Below are 20,919 nucleotides of genomic sequence, written 5' to 3'. Positions count from 1 at the left end.
CGCCCCGGCCCTCGTCACAGGCTTGATCGATTCGGTGTGCCGCGGTCGGCGGAACCGCGCGGTCGGGGCAGCCGCGCCAGCCGCGGGGGCAGACCCGGCGGCCGCCGCCCGCCGGGCGGGCCGCCCGGGCTTCCGGCGGGCCCGCGGACCCGCAGGCCCGTCCGCGACAGCAGCCACAGCACCGGTTCGGCCGCCCGCAGCTGCTCCGACTCCAAGGCCCCCGCCCCGGTGGCGGCGCGGGCGCTGACGGCCCAGAAGCGGGCCGCCGCGAAGTCGTGGCCCAGCGACCGCACCAGGTCGCCCAGCCCGATCTCCTCCAGCCAGGCGTCCACCGGCCCGTCCCCGGGCCGGGGCAGCGAGTCCAGCCGGTCCAGCACGTCCCGCTTGGTCACCACCGCCGCGACGCCCAGGCGCCGGCGCCGGCCGCCCAGCCCCTGCAGCTCGCCGGTGAAGCCCGCGTACGTCTCCACCGGGCCCAGGTCGGCGGGCCGGGCGGCCACCGCCAGCTCCCCGTCGCCCGCGCGCAGGGAGCGGCGCACCACGGGCGAGGCCAGCACGTCCGCCACCAGCAGCACCCCGTCGGCGTGCGCCAGGTACTGCTGGCGGCGGGTGGTGTCCGCGTCCCGCAGGGACTCGCCCATCGGGTCGTACACGTACAGCAGCCGCTGCCGCCGCAGCCGTCCGCGGCCCTTCCCGACCAGCAGCATCAGCGCGCGCGGCTGCCCGCCCTGGGTCTTCAGCGCCCAGCCCGCGGCGTCCACCTGCCGGCCGAGGGCCGTGGCCTCGTTCCGGTCGGCGGGGGAGGCGTACTCGACGGTCAGCCCGGACGTGCGCGTCCAGGCCCCCAGCCCGTCCAGCACGGCCGCCAGCAGCATCGTCTTCCCGGCGGAGGTGCCACCGACCAGCGGCAGGTGCACCACCCGCGTCGTGCCGACCGCCTTCGGCAACCCCTGGTCGCAGTGCGGGCAGCGCGCGGCGAGCTTGCTCCGCCCGGCCAGCGCGGTGGTGGGCAGGGCCCGCCCGCAGCGGCAGACGTGCCGCACCACTCCGTACCGGCCGGCCCGCAGCTCGCGGTGGGCCGCACGGCAGTCCGGGCAGACGTACACGGCCAGGGGGAACGGCCGGTAGCAGCCGGGGTACGGGCACTTCATGCGGATGCCCCGGACCAGCTTCCACAGCCGGTCCACGCCCCGCCCGGCCAGCACCCCGGCCAGCACGACCACCGTCACCAGCACCAGCTGCGCGGCGAACGCGACCGCGATCCCGGCCAGCAGCACCCATGCCAGCAGCGCCGACAGCACCGCGGCCAGCGCCATCCCGGGCGCGATCAGCCGCAGCACCAGGCGGCCGATCCAGTGCTCGGCCTCGTCCCCGGTGTAGCCGCTGCAGCCGCGCAGCAGCCGGTTACGGACCATCTCGTCCAGCCAGTGCCGGGTCAGCAGGTACCACACCATCTCGACGGCGGCCCGCCCGGCCCCCGCCGTGTCGACCCACATCTGCAGGGCCCAGTAGGCGAGCTTCGCCGGCTCCGCCCCGGGGGGCGGGGCACCGATCCGCGGGTCGGGGGTGCCGGGGGTGCGGGGCCCGAACGCGGACGCGGCGGCCTGCAGCGCCAGGCCCAGGAACCGCCAGAGCCCGTAGCCGAGGCACACCGCCACCCCGATGACCGCGGTGGCGTACAACAGGATCTGCAGGCCCAGTTCGGGACTCACGGCAGCAGCCCGTCCTTCCCGTCGCCGACCTTCCCGTACCCGCCCCTTGCGTCGCCGCCCCCTCCGTCGCCGGCACGGCCAGCCGTGCCTGGCGGGACGGGCGGGACGGCCGGGCTGCCGGGCACGACGGGCCCGCCGCCCCCGCCGCGGCGCGGCGGATCGGCGGGCGCGCCGTCCCGGCCGCCGCCCTTGGCGGCGCGCCGCGCCCCCCGGCCCGCCCCGGTGAAGCGGTCCCGCAGCCGCCCGAAGGCGCCCGGCCGCTGCCAGCCGCGGAACTCCTGCGCCCAGCGCCCGCCGAGGCGGCCCAGCGCCTCCTCCAGGGCCGCGAGCTCGCCCGGCGGCAGACCCCGTACGACCGGCCGCATCACCCCGTCCAGGAGGTCCGTACGGGCCTCCTGCCACACCGGACCCGCCTGTGGCTGCGAGGACCAGGTCGCGAAGCACTCGGCCGCGTAGCGGGGATCGAGGCGGAGCCGGTCCATGACCCGCGGCTCGCGGGCGGCCCGCCGGTAGGCGGCCAGCAGCGCCGCGTCATTGCTCTCGATCAGGGCCCGCAGCTCGCTCTCGGGCCGGCCCTCGGGCGCCAGCAGCCGCGCCGCCACCGCCCCGTAGCCGTGGTCCCGGGCGGAGGGCGACGGCTTCAGCGTCCCCAGGTCCAGGGCCTGCCGCACCCAGCCCGGCCCGGCCGCACCCGCGCGCAGGTTCCCGGCCAGCTCCAGCATCAGCAGCGACGGTCGCAGCGCGGAAGGGAGTTCGGCCGTGAAGTGCCGCAGCAGCTCCGGGGCCAGCTCCTCCGCCGCCCGGTCCTCGGCCGGGGCGTCCACCGCCGCCCGCGCGAGCAGCTCCCAGGTGCCGGCCTCCCGATGGGGCCCGGGGCCCGTCGCCGTGAGCACCAGCCACGCCTCGTGCGCGCCCGGCGTCCCCTCGGGCCACACCAGCCGCATCGCGGTCCGCAGCACCAGGGGCTCCGCCTCCAGCGGGACACCGGCGGCCTGCACCAGGTCGGTCAGCGCCCGCACCCGGTCCCCGCCCGGCTCCGGCCCCCGCGCGCACATCCGCAGGTGCGGCAGGGCGTCGGTCGCCGCCAGCCGCAGCGGGGTCCGGGCGAACACCCGCGCCGCCGCGGCCGGATCGCCGGCCGCGAGCCCGTCCAGCCGGTCCAGGACGAGCGCCCGCAGGCCCGGCATCCCGTCCAGCGCGGACCGCACCGGCTCCCCGTACGTGCCCTCCGGGTCGGCGATCAGGGCCCGCGCCAGATGCCGGGCCACCTCCGGCAGTACGTCGGCGCTGTCGATCCCGAGCTCGGCACCGACCCGCAGCAGGCCCACCCGGTCCGCCGGCCCGCGCTGCGGGTCCGTCAGCGCCGCCCGCAGCTCCGGCTCCAACTCCGCGCCGAGCCGCAGCCGGACGGCGCCGCCCAGCAGCCCGGCCGGCGGGGCGGCGCCGCCGGAGCGCACCGCCCGGGCCAGGGCGACCGCAGCGAGCGGCTCGGTCACCGCCACCGGGGCCCACCCGGCCAGGGCCGCCAGGAGCCGCCCGCACGCGGCGGCCTCGGCGGCCTCGGCCTGCGCGTCCCCTTCGCCGTCGTACCCGATCCCGTCCGCCGGGCGGCCCAGGGCCGCGGCCAGCGCGTGGAGCCGTCCGCCGTCCAGCGCCTCCCGGTGCCCGGCCGCCCAGTCGGCCGCCGCCGCCCGGCCTGCACGGTCCAGCGGGACCTCGGCCGCGAGGGCGAGCGCGGCCAACGGCCCGGCCGCGTGCGGCTCGGTGGACAGCCGCCGGACCTCGGCGAACAGCTCCTGCCGGCCCGCCCGCCAGACCCGCGCGGCGGTCTGCGCCCACGCGTCGGGGGCCGGGGCGGGGGCAGCGGCCCGGGTGGCGTCGTACACCCGGTAGCGGTGCTCCTGCCCGGCCAGGCCGGGCCCGTCGTCCGGCAGCACGCCGATGATCTGCTGTCGGGCCAGCTGCGGCCGCCGGGTGTACGTGGTGAAGGTCAGCCACTGGCCGCGCTGGTGCGGCAGCACACTGCACGCCAGCATGATCCAGCGGGCCGCGGCCTCGCTGTCCGGCTCCACCACCACGATCTGCGGGGCCGCGGCTTCCTCGCCGAGTCGGCGCACGTCCGCGAAGAACCCGGCGAGCCACGGCCCCCGAGCGGCCACGAACGCCGCCAGCGCCTCCCGGTCCAGCGGCCCCGGCACGGGGACCGAGGCCAGCGGCGGCAGCGGCGCCCCGGGCGGCGGGCTCTCGTCGGCCCACTGCGGGGAGCCCCAGGACGTGATCGGCAGCGGCCCCTCGGCCGGCCGGTCCGGCCCGGCCGGCTGCGGCAGGTGCACGGCGTGCGCGTGGAAGTTGCCCCAGCGGCCGCTGTAGTCGGCGCCCGTGTACACGGAGCGGGCCAGAAGCCGGCTGCCGTCGGCGAGCACGTTCAGGCTCAACGCCTGCGGGAACGCGCGCAGCTGCTCCGGGCCCGGGCGGGCCGGGGCGTCCCGGGGCGGCTCGTACCCGATCAGCTGCTCGGCCTCCCGCAGCAGCGATACGGGCACCCCCGGGCTGACCGCCGTGAACCGGAAGCCCGAGCCGTCCGGTCCGGGCGGCGCCGAGGTGTAGTGCAGTTGCGCGAGGCTCACGCTGCTCCTCCCGGTCCCGTACGCCGGCTGCTGCCGCTGCCGCTGCCGCTGCCGCTGCCGCCGCCCGCCGCGCTGCTGCCCGCCGCACTGTCGGCCGCCGCTCTGCCGGCTGGGGTGCTGCCGGCCGGGGTGCGCCGCAGCAGCCCGCCCAGCCCCAGCAGCCACAGCAGCGGGTCCTCCACGCGCAGCGGCTGCGGACCCGACTTCGGGGCGTCGGACGGGGACTCCGCGGACGGCGGGGAGCCCAGTGCCGAGATCCCGAACAGCGACAGCTGCGCGAAGTCCCGCTCCAACTGCCGGAACAGCGCCCCCGAGTCCCAGCTGTCGAGCAGGCCCCGCATCTCCTCGTGCACGGCCAGCCGGTCCTCGTCGTCCAGCACGCCGCCCGCGTGATCGGCGTTGCGGCGCAGCGGGGAATGCGGACCCACCAGCGAGAACAGGGAGTCGGTCTTGGTCACGGCGACCGCCACCGGGGTGGTGACCCGGCCCCGGCTGCTGCCGCGGCCGTGGGCGCGCAGCTGCGCCGCGAGGTCGGCCGCGATCTGCTGGGGCGGGGTCTCCACGGTCGGCAGCGGCAGCCCGGAGTCCACGGGCAGCTGGTCCCGTACGGCCCGCATCTGCAGCGGGTCCACGAGCAGGACGATCCCGTCGGCCGCGGCCAGGTAGTGGGTGTAGCGGTCCATGGCCTCGGCGCTGCCGAGGTCCTCGCCGGCCGCGTCGAAGAAGACAAGCGCGGTGTGCCGGCTGCCGTCGCCGAGCAGCCGGCGGCGCAGCGGCAGGCTCAGCCGGTACAGCAGCGGGTCGTTGAAGCCGAGCGCCGCGGGTCGGGTCGCCTCCGGCAGCCGCAGCCGGTCGTACAGGTCCTCGGCCATCTCCCGGTCGCGGCGCTGGGTCTCGCCGCCCATCGCGGTGATCGACGCTCCGTACGCCCGGCCGACGCGGTTGCGCAGCTCGTTGATCAGGACGGAGACGTACGTGCTCTTGCCGGACGCCTTCGGGCCCAGCAGGGCGATGATCCGGGTGTCCTGGTCGCAGTAGTCGCTGGGGAAGTCGCTGTGGCAGCGCAGGCAGACCCGGACCGGGGTGGACACCCCGCAGTGGGGGCAGTCCGCGCGGGAACCGCCGCCGACGCCGAGGCGGCCGGCGAGGCCGCGCGGCCCGGGGAAGACCGGGCCGCGCAGGGTGAGCGCGGGCGGCACGCTCGGACCCATGAACTCGGCCCACACGGTGTCCAGTTCGGCGGTGCATGGTTTGCCCCCGCGCACCCCGGTCGCGGACATCTGGCAGCGGAAGGGCAGCCGGGCGGCGGAGGAGCGGTCGAAGCAGTAGGGGCAGACGACGGAGGTCATGTCAGCGGACCACCAGGGAGGTGAGGGAGGGCTCGTCGAGCCGGACGGAGGCGGCACGGCCGCCGAGGAGGAAACCGCGCACGGCATAGGGGCCGGCGGCGGGCGGCTGGGGGACGATCTGGCGCTCCACGGTCAAGGCGGCGGCGAGCTCGCTGCCGGTCACGCGGCACAACTCGACGCCGTCGGCGGGCCGGTGGGGCCGGGCGGTGCCGCCGCCCGCGCCGGCGACGAGGACGAAGTCGGGCAGGCCGGCCCCGGGGTCGCCGCCGGGCGCGAGCAGGGTGACGCGGAGCACGCAGGGACCGCGGCGCAGCATCCGCCGCTGCCCGGGCAGCACCCGGTAGGCGATGGCGACGTCGGCGGGCAGGAGGACCTGCCCGGCGTCGCCCGGGGCGGCCACCGTCGCGAGGGAGCTGCGGGGGGCGGCGTACGCGGTGATCCGGACGGCGTCGGGCCCGACCGGCAGCTCCAGCCCCTCGCGCAGGAACACGGCCCGCACGACGGGGTGTTCGGTGGACTCGCCGCTGCCCGCTCCGGGGGCGGCGGCGACGACGACCCGGCCCGCGTCCTCGGGCCAGTCGAAGGCGATGCGGGCGCGGCCGGCGGCGGTCCGGTGGGCCGTGAGCCCGGCCACCGGCCGCGGGGCCTCGACGGCGGTGCTCGGCCCGGCCAGGGCGCGCTCGCCGAGCACGGCCACGGCGGTGACGGTGGCCAGCGTGCCCGGTGGCGGATCCGCGGCCCCGGCCGCGTCCACCCAGGGCAGCGCCGGCGGCAGCCCGGCGGCCGCGAGTTCGGCCCCCTCGGCGGGGGCGTCGCCGCGCCACTGCACGATCCGTACGTCGGCCCCCTCGGCCCCCGTCCAGGAGAGCTGCAGCCCGCCGCCGTCCCGAGCCCGCGCAGCGAGGCTCCGCACGGGCTCCGGCCACGCGTGCACGCTGACCTCCCCCTCGGTCCCGAGTGACAGCACCTCGCCCCGGGGCCCCGCGTACCGCGCCCGAACCCGCACGGCGTACGGCCCGGGCGCCACTGAGTCGACCCGCACCCCTTCCCTGCCGGCGCCCGCGTCCGCGCCGGGACGGGCGCCGTCGCCGGCCGGCGGGTCGGCTACGGGGGACGCGCCTGCCGTGCCCGCGTTGCCCGTGCCGAACGCGTCTGCCCCGACCGAAGCGGTCCGGTGCCCCGCGTCCTGCAGCGCGTGGCCCCCCGGGTCGTGGACGACGGCCCCGGCTGCGGTGAAGCCGGGTATGAGGGACCCGTGCGGCACGGGCCGGCCGTCGGGCCTGGTCACGGTCACCTCGACGCCGACCGCCCCGGCGGGGCGTAACCAGGAGGCCTCGATCCGGGCGCGCCCGTCGGCGAGGACCAGCTCCGCCACCTCGGGCGCCACCAGCAGCACCGCACTGACCAACGGCCCCGCCTCCCCGGCCGCTGTGGCCGCGGGCCCGGTCCGGCCATCGGTCGGTGTCCCCGACGCCGTTGCGGCGGAGGCTCGGGCGCCGGCCGGGCCGCCGTCCGTTCGGGAGGCGGGGATCGCACCGCCGGCCGTGGTGGCGCCGTGCGCCGCGCCTCCGGCCGTGGCGGCGCCCCGGGCGGCGGAACCCCGGTCGGGCGTCGGGGCGGCGGTGTCCGGCGGTGTGCCGGTGGCGGTTCGGGTCGGCGGGATGTCACGGGGGAGGGCCACGTAGCGGACCTGGCGGCCCAGGGGGGCGTCGGGGTCGGTGACCGGGCCGGTCGCCAGGTCCCCCGGGATCTCCGTCAGCGGTACCGTGAGCGGCTCGCCGCGGGTCAGCCTGACGACCCGCCAGGACGCCGCCCCCTCCGTCTCCGTCGGCCCCGGCGCCGTGGCCGGGCCCTGTGTCGCGGCCGGTCCGGCGGATCCGGACGCGGCCGGTTCGTCTGCGGCCGGCAGGCTGCGCAGTTCGACGCACGTCGGGGTGAGGGTGGCCGTCAGGCGGCCGTGCGTCGGGGCGTGGGTGCGGACCAGTCCGCGAACGGCGCGCGGGCAGTCCCAGGCCAGCCGGGCGGCCTGACCGTAGCGGGCCGCGGCCTCCTCCCGTTCCCCGCGGTCCTCGTGGTCGCGGGCTTCGTCCAACAGGGCGTCCGCGCCCCGGACCCGCGCGGCGATCCCGGCGAGCCGGTCCGCCAGCGGCCGGTCACCGCCGGCCGGCGGGAGCGCGGCCGCGCACAGGGCGGCGGCCCGGATCCGGCCCTGGGCCCAGGCGTCCTCCAGGCCCTCCGCCGCCGCCCGCCCCGCCGCGTCCAGCCGGGCCCGCCCGGCCGCAGCCTGCGCCAGGGCCGCCGCCTCCGCGGGGTCGACCCCGAGGGCGGTGGCCGTCTCCGCCCGGTCCCCGCGGGGGTGGTCGTGCAGCAGCTGCACCAGCTGGTACAGCAGGATCCGGCGCAACGCGGCGGGATCCCGCTCCTGTATCCCGGCGAGCCGCTCGACCAGCGCCGCCCCCCGGGCCCCGGCGCGGGCCGCCACCGGCCCCCGCAGGGCGGCCGCTCCCACATGGTGCCGCCGCCCCGGCCCTTCGACGGCGAAGATCCCGTCGAGCACCCGCAGCCGCCCGCCGGGCGGGACCAGTAACTCGCCCAAGTGGCCGATACCCAGGCCCTGTTGCGCGGCGACGAGCTCCCCGTACCGTTCCACCAGCGGGGCGACCGGCAGGCCGGTGAGCGCCCGCGACAGCCCGAGGGCATGCCCGAAGCCGGCCCCCGTGCCCGTCCCCGTCATGCCCCCGTGCCCCCTGTGCCCCCCGTGACGTGTGTCCGGAAGTCATTCCAGCAGATCCGGGCGGCCGCCGGGAGGACTTTTGCGTTCTCCCGCCGTACCGCGGGACGTCACGGGCTGCTCTCCGGGCGGTACCCCGGGCCCGCTGTCCTTGGGGCGCCCCTCGGATCCCCGTCACCTCCCTGTCCCGTTTCCCCTCACCCGCAGAGGTCGTCACACGGGGCACCACCAGACCATCCAGGACGTCGAGCACGTCGTCGTCCTGATGGAGGGAAACCGTTCCTTGGACGGTTGCAAAGTCCCGGAGCAGGATTCGGGGCCGTCTGACCAGCAGGAAGCCCCGCCCATGCGCCCGGGAGGGCACACGGACGGGGCCGTTGTGGAGTGGTCCGCTCAGTGCTCGCGCCGCCGGACCGGGTGACGAGTGGCCGCGTTGCGCCACCACCACAAGCCCCGGCAGGCAGGCAGCGAGAGACCGAAGAACTCCCCGCACCGCGCGCACCACGGCAACCCGCTCTCGGGGTCGGTGGGGCACTCGGCGTCACAGCGGGGGCACTTCGTCACGGGACCCACTCTCACGCACTCAGGTCGTACTCTCCGGCTTTGACGGCGGCCGTCAGGTCGGCCCACTCGGCGGACGTGTACGTGACGACCATGTCCGGTCGGCTGCTGTCGCGCAAGGCGACGACGCCGGGGACGTTGGTCGCGACCTCGGGGCAGTTGTTCACCCTCGGGTCACGGCACGCGGCCGTCCTGACGAACTCGAACTCGGGCGTTCCAGTGGACATGGGGTACTCCTCTCGGAGGACGTAACGGGGAAACGGTCCCCGCGCCGTTCGTGCACCCGTCCCGTCGTGCGTGTCGGCGTTCGGCACAGAAGGGGGCGGGAACCCGGGCGGCCCGACCTCGGGCCGCGATCGCAGCGACAGCAGCAGTCCACGCGACGGTGCTGAGGGGCACCAGCTCCGGCGCCGGCTAACAAGCGCGCGGGCGGTCTGCGGGGGAGCCTCGCAGGGGTCACGCGGTCCGCCGGAACTTCCTGGCGCACTCGCGGTGCCGGTAGACGACGGTGGACGGGCCGGACTGGCGTTCCACGGTTCCCCGTCGGCAGGGCTCAAGGGCTCCGATCGGCTTGCTGCACTCAGGGCATGTCTCCCCGGTCGGCGCGAACGTCATGTACTCGTCCCTGCGTGCGTCCGTGTCCGCGGTCGTCCTGATCATCCTCGCTGTCTCCTCGTCTGTCCCGGCAACTCCGGCCGTCCGGCGTGCTCACTCAAGGCAACCGCACGACCACGCACGGAGGTACCGTTGCAAGCGCGCCAGGACTTAAGACCTTTAAGCGGGGGTGGACGGCCGGTGACCAGTCGAGAGCCGAACCGAGGACTTGAGCGGCTGTACCGCGAGACAGGATGGACGCTCCGTCAGTTCTCCCGAGAGATCAACAAGCTGGGAACCGGGCGAGGAACACCCCTCAAGTACCGCGAACCATCGGTGCACCAGTGGCTCAAGGGGCACATGCCCAAAGAGGACGTGCGCCCGCTGATCCTGGAAGCGCTGGCCAGGAGATTGGGCCGCCCCGTCACGAACAGCGAGGCGGGTTTCCCGCCACCTTCCGCTGAAGAGTCCGGCCCGCTGCCCGGCACGGTTGAAGGGCTGTTGGACCTGGGGAGGCAGGACATGGACTCTTCGCGTCGAAGCATGCTCGGAGTAGGCCTGTTCGCCGTCGCCCTCACCGTACCCAATTGGCCTGACGTGGTCGGCCGAATGGAAGCCGTCCACAAAGGCGGGACGCGACGCATCGGGATGTCCGACGTTCAATCGGTCATCGCCATGACCGAACGCCTCTCGGACATCGACGACCAGTTCGGCGGACGGACAGCGCGCCCGATGGCTGCCGCCTATCTCGTCAACACGGTTGCCCCCTGTCTACGCGCTGACGCTCGGGACAATGTCCGCAAATCCATGATGGCCGCTGCGTCCGACCTCTCGTACCTCACGGGCTACATGGCCGTCGACGAGGGCGTACACGCAATGGCGCAGCGCTATTACCTGAAGGCGCTCGAACTTGCCGGGGCGTCCGAGGACCACCTCACGTACTGCACCACGCTGCGGGGAATGAGCGTCCAGGCGGTGGACCTGGGGCACGGTACCGAAGCTTTGAGACTCGCCGACGCTGCCGCCGCCGCGTCCCCGCACGCCGGTCCCAGAATGCGCGCGTTCCTCACCGGACAGCAGGCGCACGCCGCAGCACAAGAGGGCAATGGGCGTATGGCCCTGCAGCGCATGAAGGAAGCCGAAGTCGCCATGGACAAAGCCGAGTCACAGTACAGGACGTTCGGGTCCTACAACCCTTCCTCGCTGGCGTATCACGTGGGACAGGTCCGTTACGAACTGGGCGACGTGCCGGGCTCCATCGAGTCGCTTGAAGAGTCGGACCGGCTGCGCCCCGGCACGTTCAGGCGGACGAGCATTCGCTACCTGTCCCTGCTCGCCGAGCGGCAACTGGAGGTCGGGCACCTGGAGGTGGCGTGCGAGACGTGGGGGCGAGTCCTGGAGATGTACCCACTCGTTCAGTCCGGCCAGTGCGACCGGAGCATCACCGCCATGCACAGCCGCATTCGCCCGTATCTGAAGAATCGCACAGCGCGGGAACTGTACGAACGTGCTCGACTCGTCACACCGACGAACCTGCTGCCCCGCTGAACGCGAAACAGCCCATACCGGAAGGGTCGTGCCATCCGGGCCGACAGTGCCGGTTCGTAGATCCGGGCGGCCGCCGGGAGGACTTTTGCGTTCTCCCGCCGTACCGCGGGACGTCACGGGCTGCTCTCCGGGCGGTACCCCGGGCCCGCTGTCCTTGGGGCGCCCCTCGGATCCCCGTCACCTCCCTGTCCCGTTTCCCCTCACCCGCAGAGGTCGTCACCCCATGGCCGAAGTCAACCGCCGCAGGTTCTTGCAGATCGCCGGCGGAACCGCCGCCCTGGCGATGCTGAACGAGAGCATCGCGCGGGCAGCCGCCATCCCGGCGCAGGGCACCACCGGTACCGTCCAGGACATCGAGCACATCGTCGTGCTGATGCAGGAGAATCGTTCCTTCGACCACTACTTCGGCGCCATGAAGGGCGTCCGCGGCTTCGGGGACCCCCGCCCCGTCCTCCTGGACAACGGCAAGTCCGTCTTCCACCAGTCCAACGGCACGAAGGACATTCTGCCCTTCCACCCGGACGTGCCGGACCTCGGCATGCAGTTCCTGGAGGGCCTGAACCACGACTGGGCCGGCGGCCACCAGGCGTACAACAACGGCAAGTACGACAAGTGGGTCCCGGCGAAGACCGCCACCACCATGGCGTACATGACCCGGAACGACATCCCGTTCCACTACGCCCTCGCCGACGCGTTCACCGTCTGCGACGCCTACCACTGCTCCTTCATCGGCGCCACCGACCCCAACCGCTACTACATGTGGACCGGTTACACGGGCAACGACGGCACCGGCGGCGGCCCCGTCCTCGGCAACCAGGAGGCCGGCTACGGTTGGAAGACCTACCCCGAGCGCCTGGAGGCCGCCGGGATCTCCTGGAAGATCTACCAGGACATCGGCGACGGCCTGAACGCGGCCGGCTCGTGGGGCTGGATCAACGACGCCTTCCGCGGGAACTACGGCGACAACTCACTGCTCTACTTCCACTCCTTCCGCAACGCCCAGCCCGGCAGCCCCCTGTACGAGAAGGCCCGCACGGGCACCAACGCCAAGGCCGGCGAAGGCTACTTCGACCGGCTGCGCGCGGACGTGGCCAACGGCACCCTGCCGCAGGTCTCCTGGATCGCGGCCCCCGAGGCGTTCAGCGAGCACTCGAACTGGCCGACGAACTTCGGCGCCTGGTACATCTCGCAGGTCCTGGACGCGCTGACCGCGAACCCGGCGGTGTGGGCGAAGACCGCCCTGTTCATCACCTACGACGAGAACGACGGCTTCTTCGACCACGTCGTCCCGCCGTACCCGCCCGCGTCCTCCGCGTGGGGCCTGTCCACGGCGGACGTCAAGGGGGACCTGTACGCGGGCGGCGGCGGCTACGCGGCCGGCCCGTACGGGCTCGGCCCGCGCGTCCCGATGATCGTGGTCTCACCGTGGAGCAAGGGCGGCTACGTCTGCTCCGAGACCTTCGACCACACCTCGCTGATCCGGTTCATGGAGAAGCGGTTCGGCGTGCAGGAGCCCAACATCTCCCCGTGGCGCCGCGCGGTGTGCGGTGACCTGACCTCGGCCTTCGACTTCACCCGGGCCGACGCCGCGCCCGCCGCGCTCCCGTCCACGGCCGGGTACGTGCCGCCGGACAAGAACCGCCACCCCTCCTACCACCCGGTGCCGCCGGCGGCCGGCGCCCTGCCGCGGCAGGAGGCCGGCGCCAAGCCGACCCGCGCCCTGGGCTACGCCCCGTACGTGGACGGCCGGGCCACCGTGTCCACCGGCAAGTTCACCCTGACGTTCGCCTCCGGTCCCACCCTGGGCGCCCACTTCCACAGCACCTCGGGCAACCGCACCGACGGGCCGTGGCCCTACACGGTGGAGGCGGGCAAGACGCTCTCCGACACCTGGTCGACGAGCAGCTCCACCGGCAACACGGTCGACCTCACGGTCTGGGGCCCCAACGGTTTCCTGCGGACGTGGAAGGGCCCGGCGAAGAAGGCGGGCCCCGAGGCCACGGCCCGCCACGACGCCGCCACCGGCAACCTGAACCTGACCCTGACCAATTCCGGCACGGCCGCCGTCAACCTCACGGTGACCAACGCCTACGACACCGCGGCGACCCGGACCCTTCGGGTCGCGGCCGGCGCCACCGTCACCCACACGGTGGATCTGCTGGCCTCGTCCCGCTGGTACGACGTCAAGATCGTCTCGGACCGCGACAGCACGTTCCTGCGCCGCTTCGCGGGCCACGTGGAAACGGGCGCCCCGGGCGTCTCGGACCCGGCGCTCAAGACCGTCTGACCCGGTCCGGCGCACCGCGCAGCAACCGCCGCTCCAGGACCGGCAGGTCCCCGGGGCGGCGGTCGCGGGCGTGCGCCAGCAAAGGGTCCGTCGGGGGCCTCGCCCCGGGCCATCGCCCCCGCGCACTCCTGCAAGGAGGCGGGAGCCGCCCGCACCCGGCGGGCCCGGTGCCGGGCCGGCATCCCGTGGGCTGCGGCGGGTCGAGGAGCTGGGCCAGTTCCTCCGCGCCCGTGTTCGGCGGTCCGCACGCCGCTGACGCGGACGCGCACCGCACGGGACATCGGCTTAAAAAAATTGGGGGTGATGCCAGGCATCCCCACGGCCGCACCCACCAGCGGCCGGACCCCCTCTGGGAGCGCGGACGGCCGGCGACGGCAGCGGTGCGGTGTGGGCGCGGGAACGGTGGGCAGTACGTACGGCGTCGGTTTCCGCCACCTCCGCCACCGAGGGAGAACGCATGGCCATCGCCCACCGCAGGATCGGCACCGGACCGCTGCGCGCCATCGTGCTGCACGACTGGTTCGGCACCTCCGCCAACTGGGGTTCCGTGCTGGACTTCTTCGACCCGGACGGCTTCTCGTACGCCTTCCCGGACTACCGCGGCTACGGCGACCGCCGGGACGTCCCCGGCCGCTACCACCTCGCCGAGATCGCCGACGACGTCCTCGCCCTCGCCGACGAACTCGGCTGGGACACCTTCTCCCTCATCGGCCACTCCATGGGCGGCAAGGCCATCCAGCAGGTCCTGGTCCGTGCCCCCGAGCGGGTCGAGAAGCTGATCGGCATCAACCCGGTCCCGGCCGGCCCGTACGAGATGGACGACGCCACCCACGCCCTCTTCCACGGCGCCGCCGCCAGCCCGGAGAACCGGCGCGTCATCCTCGACCTGGTCACCGGCCACCGCGCGAGCCGCCACTGGCTGGACCGCATGGTCGCGCACTCCGTCGCCGTCTCCCGCCCCGAGGCCTTCGCCGCCTACCTGTCGAGCTGGCAGTCGCTGGACCTGTCCGCCGCGGTCAAGGGCAGCACCGTCCCGGTGCTGGTCCTCGCGGGGGAGTACGACCTCGCGCTGAGCCCCGATGTGATGCACGCCACCTGGAAGGTCGCGTACCCGAACTGCCGGGTCCTCCCGCTCCCCGGGGCCGGCCACTACCCGCCGCACGAGACGCCGGTGGCCTTCGTCACAGCGGTCGAGGACTTCCTCCGCTCCGACCGGCAGGAGGAGGGCGGCGCGTAGCCGAAAACGCCCGTAGGGGCACGAGGTGCGAAGACCTCGTGCCCCTACGGGACCGGAAGGGTGAGTGACGGGACTCGAACCCGCGGCCACCTGGACCACAACCAGGTGCTCTACCAACTGAGCTACACCCACCACGAAGGGCGGCGGACCACCCGTTCGATGTGCACGCACAGCATAGCCGATCAGACGGGCGGTCCTGCGACGCGTTATCCGGCGGCGACGCGCTCCCCGGCGGCGACGCGCTCCGCAGCGGCGACGCGCTCCCCCGCGGCGTGTGCGACGGCCGCGGCCGCGAGGGCCCGCACGATCGGGTGCGGACGGCTCCCGTCGCCGTGCAGCTCCGGCTGGAACAGCGTCGCCAGGAAGAACGGGTGGCCCGGCAGCTCCGCGATCCGCGGCTGCCCGTCCTCGTCGTGCCCCGACAGGCGCAGGCCGTGTGCGGTGAGGGCCGGCAGGTACCGCGGCTCGGGCCCGTAGTTGCAGTGGTACCGCTCGGTCGTCCGCTCCGCGCCGAGCACGGACTCGGCGAGCGAGCCCGGCTCCACCCGTACGACACCCTCGTGCCCGACGAGCGAACAGGCCAGCGGGGTGATCAGCAGGTCCTCGGCGTCGGCGGCCGGGTCGTTCTCGGCGTGCGCGATGCCGGACAGCCCGCAGACCGCGCGGGCGTACTCCAGCAGGGCGTGCTGGAAGCCGCCGCAGGTCCCGAGGAACGGAACGCCCTCCTCCCGCGCCACCCTGACCGCCGCCAGCGCCCCGGCCTCGCTGGCGTACGGGCTGCCGGGCAGCACCCAGACCGCGTCGAAGCGGGCCAGGGCCCCGGAGGCCGCCTCGGCCCCGGCCTCGGCGGTGGGGATCCAGTACGCGTCCAGGACCAGCCCGTCGCGGGAGGCGAGGGCGTCGAGGAGGAGCGGGATCCGGTTGTGGGACGTCACGTGCGGGGAGCGGTCGCCGACGAGGGCGATCCGGGCGGCGGGCGCGCTCGGCCCGGTCTGCGTGCCGGCGGCGGTGCCGGTGGTCGTGTGGCTCATGCCGATCATCCTGGGGCGGCCCCCCACTTCAGCGCCAACGATTGTTCCTGCACTGTCGATAAGCAAAGCTGATGGGCAAAGCTGGTGGCCATGGATCCGCACCTCCTGCGCACCTTCGTCACCGTGGCCCGACTGGCCTCCTTCTCCGCCGCCGCCCGCGAGCTCGGCTACACCCAGTCCGCCGTGTCCCAGCACATCGCCGCCCTGGAGGGCGACCTCCGCACCGAGCTGCTCACCCGGCGCCCCGTCGCCCCCACCCCCGCCGGGCTGCGGCTGCTGGAACACGCCGCCCCGCTGCTGCTCCGGCTCGACGCGGCCCGGGCCGACGTGCTCCGGCTGGCCGCGGCCCCGCCCGGCCGGGTCGCCCTCGCCGCGTCGCCGCTCGCCGTCGGGCCGCGGCTGCTCGCCGCCCTGCCGGCCACCGGGGTCGAGCTGCGGGTCGTACCGCCCGATCAGGTGCCGGCCGCCGTCGCCACCGGCGGCTGCGACCTCGGGCTCGTCGACGGCCTCGCCGCCGCCAGCGACCCGCTGCGGCTCCCCGACGTGGCCCCGCTGACCGTCACCGGCATCGGCGAGGAGCCGCTCGCCGTCCTCCTCCCCGCCGGCCACCCCTTCGCCCGCCGGGCCGCCCTCCGCCTGGACGACCTCGCCGACGCGCGCTGGCTCGACGCCCCGCACGCCGGCCTCGCACCGCCCGCCGCCGTCCGCACCGCCCCGGCCCTGCGCTACGACGGCACCGACCTGCACGCCCTGTGCGCCCTGGCCGCGGCCGGGCACGGCCTGGTCCTCCTGCCCCACCGGGTGGCCGTCGCCGCCGCGGCGGGCGTGGCCGTACCCCTGGCCGACCCCCGCCTGGTCCACCGCACGGAGCTCCTCACCCCCCGCACGCCCACGCCCGCGGCCGCCGCCCTCTCCGCCCGGCTCGCCGCCCCGGACCCCCTAGGCTGACCCGCGTGAGCGGAATAGACGTGGTCAACGGTGCGGTCGGCGCCGTCTTCGGGCTCGTCCTCGGGAGCCTCTTCCAGCAGCCGATCGAGGACGCGTGGCACCGGTTCAGGCGCCGATCGGCAGGCAGGGTACGGAGCATGACGTTCCGCCAGGACGGCGACCGGGCCGCCTGGTCGGCGTTCGCCCTCGGTCCGCTGCGCACCTCCGCCCTGATCGTGGAGGGCGACGGACGGCACCCGATCGCCCCGTCGGCCGTCCACGTCCAGGTCCTCGACCAAGAGGTCGTCCTGCCCGAGGAGATGACCCCCTGGCGCGACGAGGTCGCGGAACAGGAGAGCGCCAGGGACGGCGGCGGCGCCTGGAACGGCCCCCGCTACGCGGTCGACGGGGTGTCCGTCTCCCGCAGCCCCCTGGAAGAGCAGCCGGAGGTCCGCCTGCGGCTGCGCCCCACCGACTACTTCACCTTCCTGGCCGCCCAGCAGCTCGACCGCAGGCTGCCCGACGGCACCACCCCGCGCGGCCGCTACCTGGACCCCGGCGACCCCCTCGCCGCACCCGCCTTCCTGCAGTGCAGCTTCGGCGTGAACGTCGCCGTGGTCACCGCCGACCACCTCCTGGTCGTCAGCCACCGGGCGGACAGCGTCCGGACAGGCACCGGCCTGTGGAACTCCTCCGTGAACGAAGGGCTTTCGCGGCACCTCGACTCCGCCGGCCGCAGCGCCCCCGACCTGCACGAGGTGGCGCGGCGCGGCATGCGCGAGGAACTCTCCCTGGAGCCCCACGAGTACACGCTGAGCCTGCTGGCCTTCGTGCTCGACGTGGAACGGCGGCAGTGGAGCGCCCATTTCCACGCCCAGCTGGGCGAGTTGACCGGCCAGGGGCTGCAGGAGCGGATGTCCCGCGGGGTCGCCGACCGGTGGGAGCACCAGAGCACCGACCTGGTCCCCTTCCGCCCCGCCGATGTCGTCCGGTACCTGCTCCGGCCGGACCGGATCCACCACTGGACGCCCACCGCCCCCGCCCTGTTCCACCTCGCACTGGTCCACGCGTACGGGCGGGGCCCGGTCGAGCGGGCGGAGGACCGGGCCGTACGCCGCCTCGGCGCGCGCTGAGACCCGGTCCCCGCCGAGCAGCGGGGTCCCACGGTGCTACGGCGCCAGCAGGACGGCCGACTCCGCCGGGACGTGGACGCGGCCCTCCGGATCCGGGTGGTCGACCGGACCCCAGGACGCCAGCACCCGGACCCCGTTGCGGCCCAGGGCGATCACCGCCGGCACGGGGGCGAGGTTCACCACCACCCGTACGTCGCCCCGCCGGAAGGTGATCCAGCGCCGCTCCTCGTCGTACGCCACGCGCACCGCCGCCAGGTCCGGGTCGCGCAGGTCCGGGTGGCTGCGGCGCAACCCGACCAGGGTCCGGTACCAGGCCAGCAGTCGCGCGTGCGGATCGCGCTCCGGCTCGGCCCAGTGCAGGCACGACCGGTCCCGGGTGGCCGGGTCCTGCGGGTCCGGGACCTCTCCGGCCCGCCAGCCGTGGGCCGCGAACTCCCGGCGCCGGCCCGTGCGGACCGCCTCGGCGAGCTCCGGGTCCGGGTGGTCGGTGAAGTACTGCCACGGCGTGCCGGCGCCCCACTCCTCGCCCATGAACAGCATCGGCACGAACGGCCCGGCCAGGACCAGTGCAGCCGCGCACGCCAGCAGCCCGGGGGAGAGGGAGGCGGCGAGCCGGTCGCCCTGTGCCCGGTTGCCGATCTGGTCGTGGGTCTGGCTGTAGCCGAGGAAGCGGTGCGCGGGGGTCCGCCGGCGGTCCACCGGCCGGCCGTGGGTGCGGCCCCGGAACGCCGACCAGGTCCCGTCGTGGAAGAAGGCCCGGGTCAGGGTCTTCGCCACGGCGGCGAGCGGCGCCTCGGCGAAGTCGGCGTAGTACGCCTGCGACTCGCCGGTCAGCGCACAGTGCACGGCGTGGTGGAAGTCGTCGTTCCACTGGGCGTGCAGGCCCTGTCCGCCCGCGGCGCGCGGGGCGGTGGTCCGCGGGTCGCACCGGTCGGACTCGGCGATCAGGAACAGCGGCCGGCCGGTCTCGGAGGCGAGCGCGTCCACCGCCGCCGCCAGCTCCTCCAGGAACGTCAGCGCCCGCCCGTCGGCCAGCGCGTGCACCGCGTCCAGGCGCAGCCCGTCGATCCGGTAGTCGCGCAGCCAGGCGAGGGCGCTGCCGATGAAGTACGCGCGGACCTCGTCCGAGCCGGGCGCGTCCAGGTTCACCGCCGCACCCCAGGGGGTGTGGTGGGTGTCCGTGAAGTACGGGCCGAAGGCCGGCAGGTGGTTGCCGGACGGCCCCAGGTGGTTGTGGACCACGTCCAGCACCACCCCGAGACCGGCCGTGTGCGCCGCGTCCACGAACCGGGCGAGCCCCGCCGGGCCGCCGTACGGCTCGTGCACCGCCCACGGCGCGACCCCGTCGTACCCCCAGCCGTGCCGGCCGGGGAACGGGCAGACCGGCATCAGCTCGACGTGCGTGACACCGAGCGAGACCAGGTGGCCGAGGCGGGCGGCGGCCGCGTCGAAGGTGCCCTCGGGGGTGAAGGTGCCGATGTGCAGCTCGTACAGGACCGCGTCCTGCAGCCGGACGCCGGGCGCCGGCGCCTGCGGCGCCAGCCGCTCGACGGCCACGACGGCCGACGGTCCGTCCGGCCCGTCCGGCAGCCGCCGTCCGCGCGGATCGGGCCGTACGGCCGGGTCGTCGCCCAGCAGGAACCCGTACCGGTCCCCGTCGGCGGCCGGGGCCTCGACGACCCACCAGCCGTCCCGCTCCGGATCGCGCAGCATGTCGTACGCGGTCCAGGCCGCGGCCCCTCCTGCGGCCGTCCCTGTGGCTGTGGCCGTGGCCGTGCCTGCGGCTGCAGCTGTGGCTGTGGCTGCGGCGGGCGCGAGCCGCAGGGCGACCCGGTCTGTCAGCGGTGCCCACACCTCGAACTGCACGGGCGGCTCCCTCGTCTGCGGCGGTACCGGAACGTGAGCTTTGCCATGTGTCGTACCCATCATCACCGGTGGCCGGAGCAGTTCTGGACACTCCGGCCCTGACGGGCCGACAATCACCCTGTGACGTCGAGTTTCGAGTTCCCCGCCTATCCCGCGCCGCGTCTTTCCGACGCGGAGCGCGACCTCGCCCTGGGCAAGCTCCGTGAGGGAGCCGCCCTCGGCAAGCTGTCCCACGACACCTTCCTGCGCCGGATGGAGCTCGCCCTCGTCGCCCGCCGCTCCGAGGAGCTCGCCGTCCTCGTCGCCGATCTCGACGGCCGGGACAAGGAAGCCGCGTGGACCCACCGGCTGTTCGGCTGGGTGGGACGGGTCTCCGCCGTGTCCGCCGGGGTCCGGCGCGCCTGGACCGCGGAACGGCTGCCGAAGCTGCTGCTGCCGCACCCGGGCGCCCAGCCCCTGCGGATCGGCCGCGACCCGGGCAACGGGCTCCGCCTCACCGACGAGACCGTCTCCCGGGTGCACGCCGAACTCGGCATGCGCGACGGGATGTGGGTCCTGACCGACCTCGGCTCCTCGAACGGCACCACCGTCAACGGCCGCAGGGTGACCGGCTCCATCGTGGTCCGCGACGGCGACCAGGTCGGATTCGGCCGCATGTCTTTCCGCCTGTCGTCAGGCTAAGCCCCGTCGCCGGCTGCCCCTCCGCCCCCGCAGACGCACACCCGGCCTGCGGCGAAGGACCTTCGGTCACCACCTCCGTGTCCGAGGATGGGGTGCATGGATCACAAGCCCGTCGTGCGTCCCGCGCGTCCCGAAGACCTGCCCCGCCTCGTCGAGCTCGTCCACGAGCACATCGCGTACGAGAGGTCCGCGCCCCGGCCCCCGGGACTCGCCGGCCGGCTCGGCCCCCAGCTGTTCGCCGAGGACGCCCGGGCCTGGGTGCTGCTGGTCGAGGACCCGGACGGCAGGGTCGTCGGATACGCCGCCTGCTCGGCCGAGTTCACCTTCTGGGACGCCCGCCACTACCTTCACCTGGACTGCCTCTACCTCGCCGAGGAGGCCCGCGGACACGGCCTCGGCGCCGCGTTGATGGACGGTGTGGCCGCGCTCGCGCGCGAACGCGGCCTCGACGAGGTGCAGTGGCAGACGCCCGACTGGAACGAGGGCGCGATCCGGTTCTACGACCGGCTCGGCGCCCGCGGCCTCGCCAAGCGCCGCTACTCGCTGCCCGTACCGCCCGCCGCGGGCGCGGGCGGGGCGGCGGGGGGGGGGGGGGCGCGGGGGGGGGGGGGGGGGTGTGGGGGGGGGGGGGGGGC

15 protein-coding genes and 1 tRNA gene are annotated in these 20,919 nt (G+C 75.3%); 7 read left to right on the top strand and 9 right to left on the bottom strand.

Annotation, left to right across the window (positions count from 1 at the left end; all coding sequences use genetic code 11):
• Positions 1 to 14 precede the first annotated feature (14 nt).
• The 6 genes from ACFVGY_RS21250 to ACFVGY_RS21225 all read right to left on the bottom strand — a co-directional run bounded on the left by ACFVGY_RS21250 (position 15) and on the right by ACFVGY_RS21225 (position 9,640).
• A complete protein-coding gene (locus tag ACFVGY_RS21250; RefSeq protein WP_385679616.1) occupies positions 15 to 1,712 on the bottom strand; it encodes a hypothetical protein in 1,698 nt (565 codons plus the stop codon).
• Positions 1,709 to 4,339, bottom strand: a complete 2,631-nt coding sequence (locus tag ACFVGY_RS21245) for a GTPase-associated protein 1-related protein (protein WP_385679614.1) — start codon at positions 4,337 to 4,339, stop codon at positions 1,709 to 1,711. Before ACFVGY_RS21245 ends, ACFVGY_RS21250 begins: the two co-directional genes overlap by 4 nt.
• The gene (locus ACFVGY_RS21240) at positions 4,336 to 5,688 is read right to left on the bottom strand and encodes a hypothetical protein (protein ID WP_385679612.1); all 1,353 of its coding nucleotides are present in this window, start codon (positions 5,686 to 5,688) and stop codon (positions 4,336 to 4,338) included. The genes ACFVGY_RS21245 and ACFVGY_RS21240 overlap by 4 nt, the downstream gene beginning before the upstream one ends.
• 1 nt (position 5,689) lies before the next feature.
• Positions 5,690 to 8,422, bottom strand: coding sequence for a hypothetical protein (locus ACFVGY_RS21235; RefSeq protein WP_385679611.1), 2,733 nt, complete (start codon positions 8,420 to 8,422; stop codon positions 5,690 to 5,692).
• Positions 8,423 to 8,994: 572 nt separating this feature from the next.
• On the bottom strand, positions 8,995 to 9,207 hold the full coding sequence (locus ACFVGY_RS21230) for a DUF397 domain-containing protein (protein WP_385679609.1): 213 nt from the start codon (positions 9,205 to 9,207) through the stop codon (positions 8,995 to 8,997).
• Between the two features lie 229 nt (positions 9,208 to 9,436).
• Entirely contained in the window at positions 9,437 to 9,640 is a 204-nt protein-coding gene (locus tag ACFVGY_RS21225) for a hypothetical protein (protein ID WP_385679607.1), read from the bottom strand.
• 135 nt (positions 9,641 to 9,775) lie between these two features.
• On the opposite strand from ACFVGY_RS21225, the gene ACFVGY_RS21220 reads away from it, so the two are divergent.
• The 3 genes from ACFVGY_RS21220 (at position 9,776) to ACFVGY_RS21210 (ending at position 14,646) form a co-directional block, all read left to right on the top strand.
• A complete protein-coding gene (locus tag ACFVGY_RS21220; protein ID WP_385679606.1) occupies positions 9,776 to 11,122 on the top strand; it encodes a tol-pal system YbgF family protein in 1,347 nt (448 codons plus the stop codon).
• Between the two features lie 223 nt (positions 11,123 to 11,345).
• The gene (locus ACFVGY_RS21215; RefSeq protein WP_385679604.1) at positions 11,346 to 13,409 is read left to right on the top strand and encodes a phosphocholine-specific phospholipase C; all 2,064 of its coding nucleotides are present in this window, start codon (positions 11,346 to 11,348) and stop codon (positions 13,407 to 13,409) included.
• A gap of 457 nt (positions 13,410 to 13,866) precedes the next feature.
• Positions 13,867 to 14,646, top strand: coding sequence for an alpha/beta fold hydrolase (locus ACFVGY_RS21210; RefSeq protein ID WP_385679602.1), 780 nt, complete (start codon positions 13,867 to 13,869; stop codon positions 14,644 to 14,646).
• A 59-nt stretch (positions 14,647 to 14,705) separates the two neighbouring features.
• Here ACFVGY_RS21210 and ACFVGY_RS21205 read toward each other — a convergent pair.
• Together ACFVGY_RS21205 and ACFVGY_RS21200 are read right to left on the bottom strand one after the other, a co-directional pair.
• Positions 14,706 to 14,778: transfer RNA gene (locus tag ACFVGY_RS21205), tRNA-His, on the bottom strand.
• Positions 14,779 to 14,852: 74 nt separating this feature from the next.
• Positions 14,853 to 15,677, bottom strand: coding sequence for a hypothetical protein (locus tag ACFVGY_RS21200; RefSeq protein WP_385679600.1), 825 nt, complete (start codon positions 15,675 to 15,677; stop codon positions 14,853 to 14,855).
• 90 nt (positions 15,678 to 15,767) lie between these two features.
• On the opposite strand from ACFVGY_RS21200, the gene ACFVGY_RS21195 reads away from it, so the two are divergent.
• Together ACFVGY_RS21195 and ACFVGY_RS21190 are read left to right on the top strand one after the other, a co-directional pair.
• On the top strand, positions 15,768 to 16,625 hold the full coding sequence (locus ACFVGY_RS21195) for a LysR family transcriptional regulator (RefSeq protein WP_385679598.1): 858 nt from the start codon (positions 15,768 to 15,770) through the stop codon (positions 16,623 to 16,625).
• A gap of 5 nt (positions 16,626 to 16,630) precedes the next feature.
• Entirely contained in the window at positions 16,631 to 17,737 is a 1,107-nt protein-coding gene (locus ACFVGY_RS21190) for a hypothetical protein (RefSeq protein WP_385679596.1), read from the top strand.
• A gap of 36 nt (positions 17,738 to 17,773) precedes the next feature.
• Here ACFVGY_RS21190 and treZ read toward each other — a convergent pair whose 3' ends face one another.
• The gene (gene treZ / locus ACFVGY_RS21185) at positions 17,774 to 19,603 is read right to left on the bottom strand and encodes a malto-oligosyltrehalose trehalohydrolase (RefSeq protein WP_385679594.1); all 1,830 of its coding nucleotides are present in this window, start codon (positions 19,601 to 19,603) and stop codon (positions 17,774 to 17,776) included.
• A 120-nt stretch (positions 19,604 to 19,723) separates the two neighbouring features.
• Between treZ and ACFVGY_RS21180 the strand changes: the two genes are divergently transcribed.
• Positions 19,724 to 20,284 (top strand): DUF1707 and FHA domain-containing protein, encoded by a 561-nt coding sequence (locus tag ACFVGY_RS21180; RefSeq protein ID WP_385679592.1) that lies wholly within the window; start codon positions 19,724 to 19,726, stop codon positions 20,282 to 20,284.
• Positions 20,285 to 20,380: 96 nt separating this feature from the next.
• Positions 20,381 to 20,919: GNAT family N-acetyltransferase (locus ACFVGY_RS21175; RefSeq protein ID WP_385679590.1), on the top strand; the 539-nt coding region annotated here is incomplete at its 3' end.

It is taken from the genome of Streptomyces sp. NPDC127106 (genome assembly GCF_042677605.1).
Classification (GTDB): domain Bacteria; phylum Actinomycetota; class Actinomycetes; order Streptomycetales; family Streptomycetaceae; genus Streptomyces.
This window is presented reverse-complemented; position numbering and strand designations above follow the sequence as displayed.

Bases quoted from the DNA above. Each gene is read 5' to 3' on its own strand.
- ACFVGY_RS21240 (WP_385679612.1), bottom strand. From the start codon at position 5,688: ATGACCTCCGTCGTCTGCCCCTACTGCTTCGACCGCTCCTCCGCCGCC.
- ACFVGY_RS21235 (WP_385679611.1), bottom strand. From the start codon at position 8,422: ATGACGGGGACGGGCACGGGGGCCGGCTTCGGGCATGCCCTCGGGCTG.
- ACFVGY_RS21230 (WP_385679609.1), bottom strand. From the start codon at position 9,207: ATGTCCACTGGAACGCCCGAGTTCGAGTTCGTCAGGACGGCCGCGTGC.
- ACFVGY_RS21225 (WP_385679607.1), bottom strand. From the start codon at position 9,640: ATGATCAGGACGACCGCGGACACGGACGCACGCAGGGACGAGTACATG.
- ACFVGY_RS21215 (WP_385679604.1), top strand. From the start codon at position 11,346: ATGGCCGAAGTCAACCGCCGCAGGTTCTTGCAGATCGCCGGCGGAACC.
- ACFVGY_RS21210 (WP_385679602.1), top strand. From the start codon at position 13,867: ATGGCCATCGCCCACCGCAGGATCGGCACCGGACCGCTGCGCGCCATC.
- ACFVGY_RS21200 (WP_385679600.1), bottom strand. From the start codon at position 15,677: ATGAGCCACACGACCACCGGCACCGCCGCCGGCACGCAGACCGGGCCG.
- ACFVGY_RS21195 (WP_385679598.1), top strand. From the start codon at position 15,768: ATGGATCCGCACCTCCTGCGCACCTTCGTCACCGTGGCCCGACTGGCC.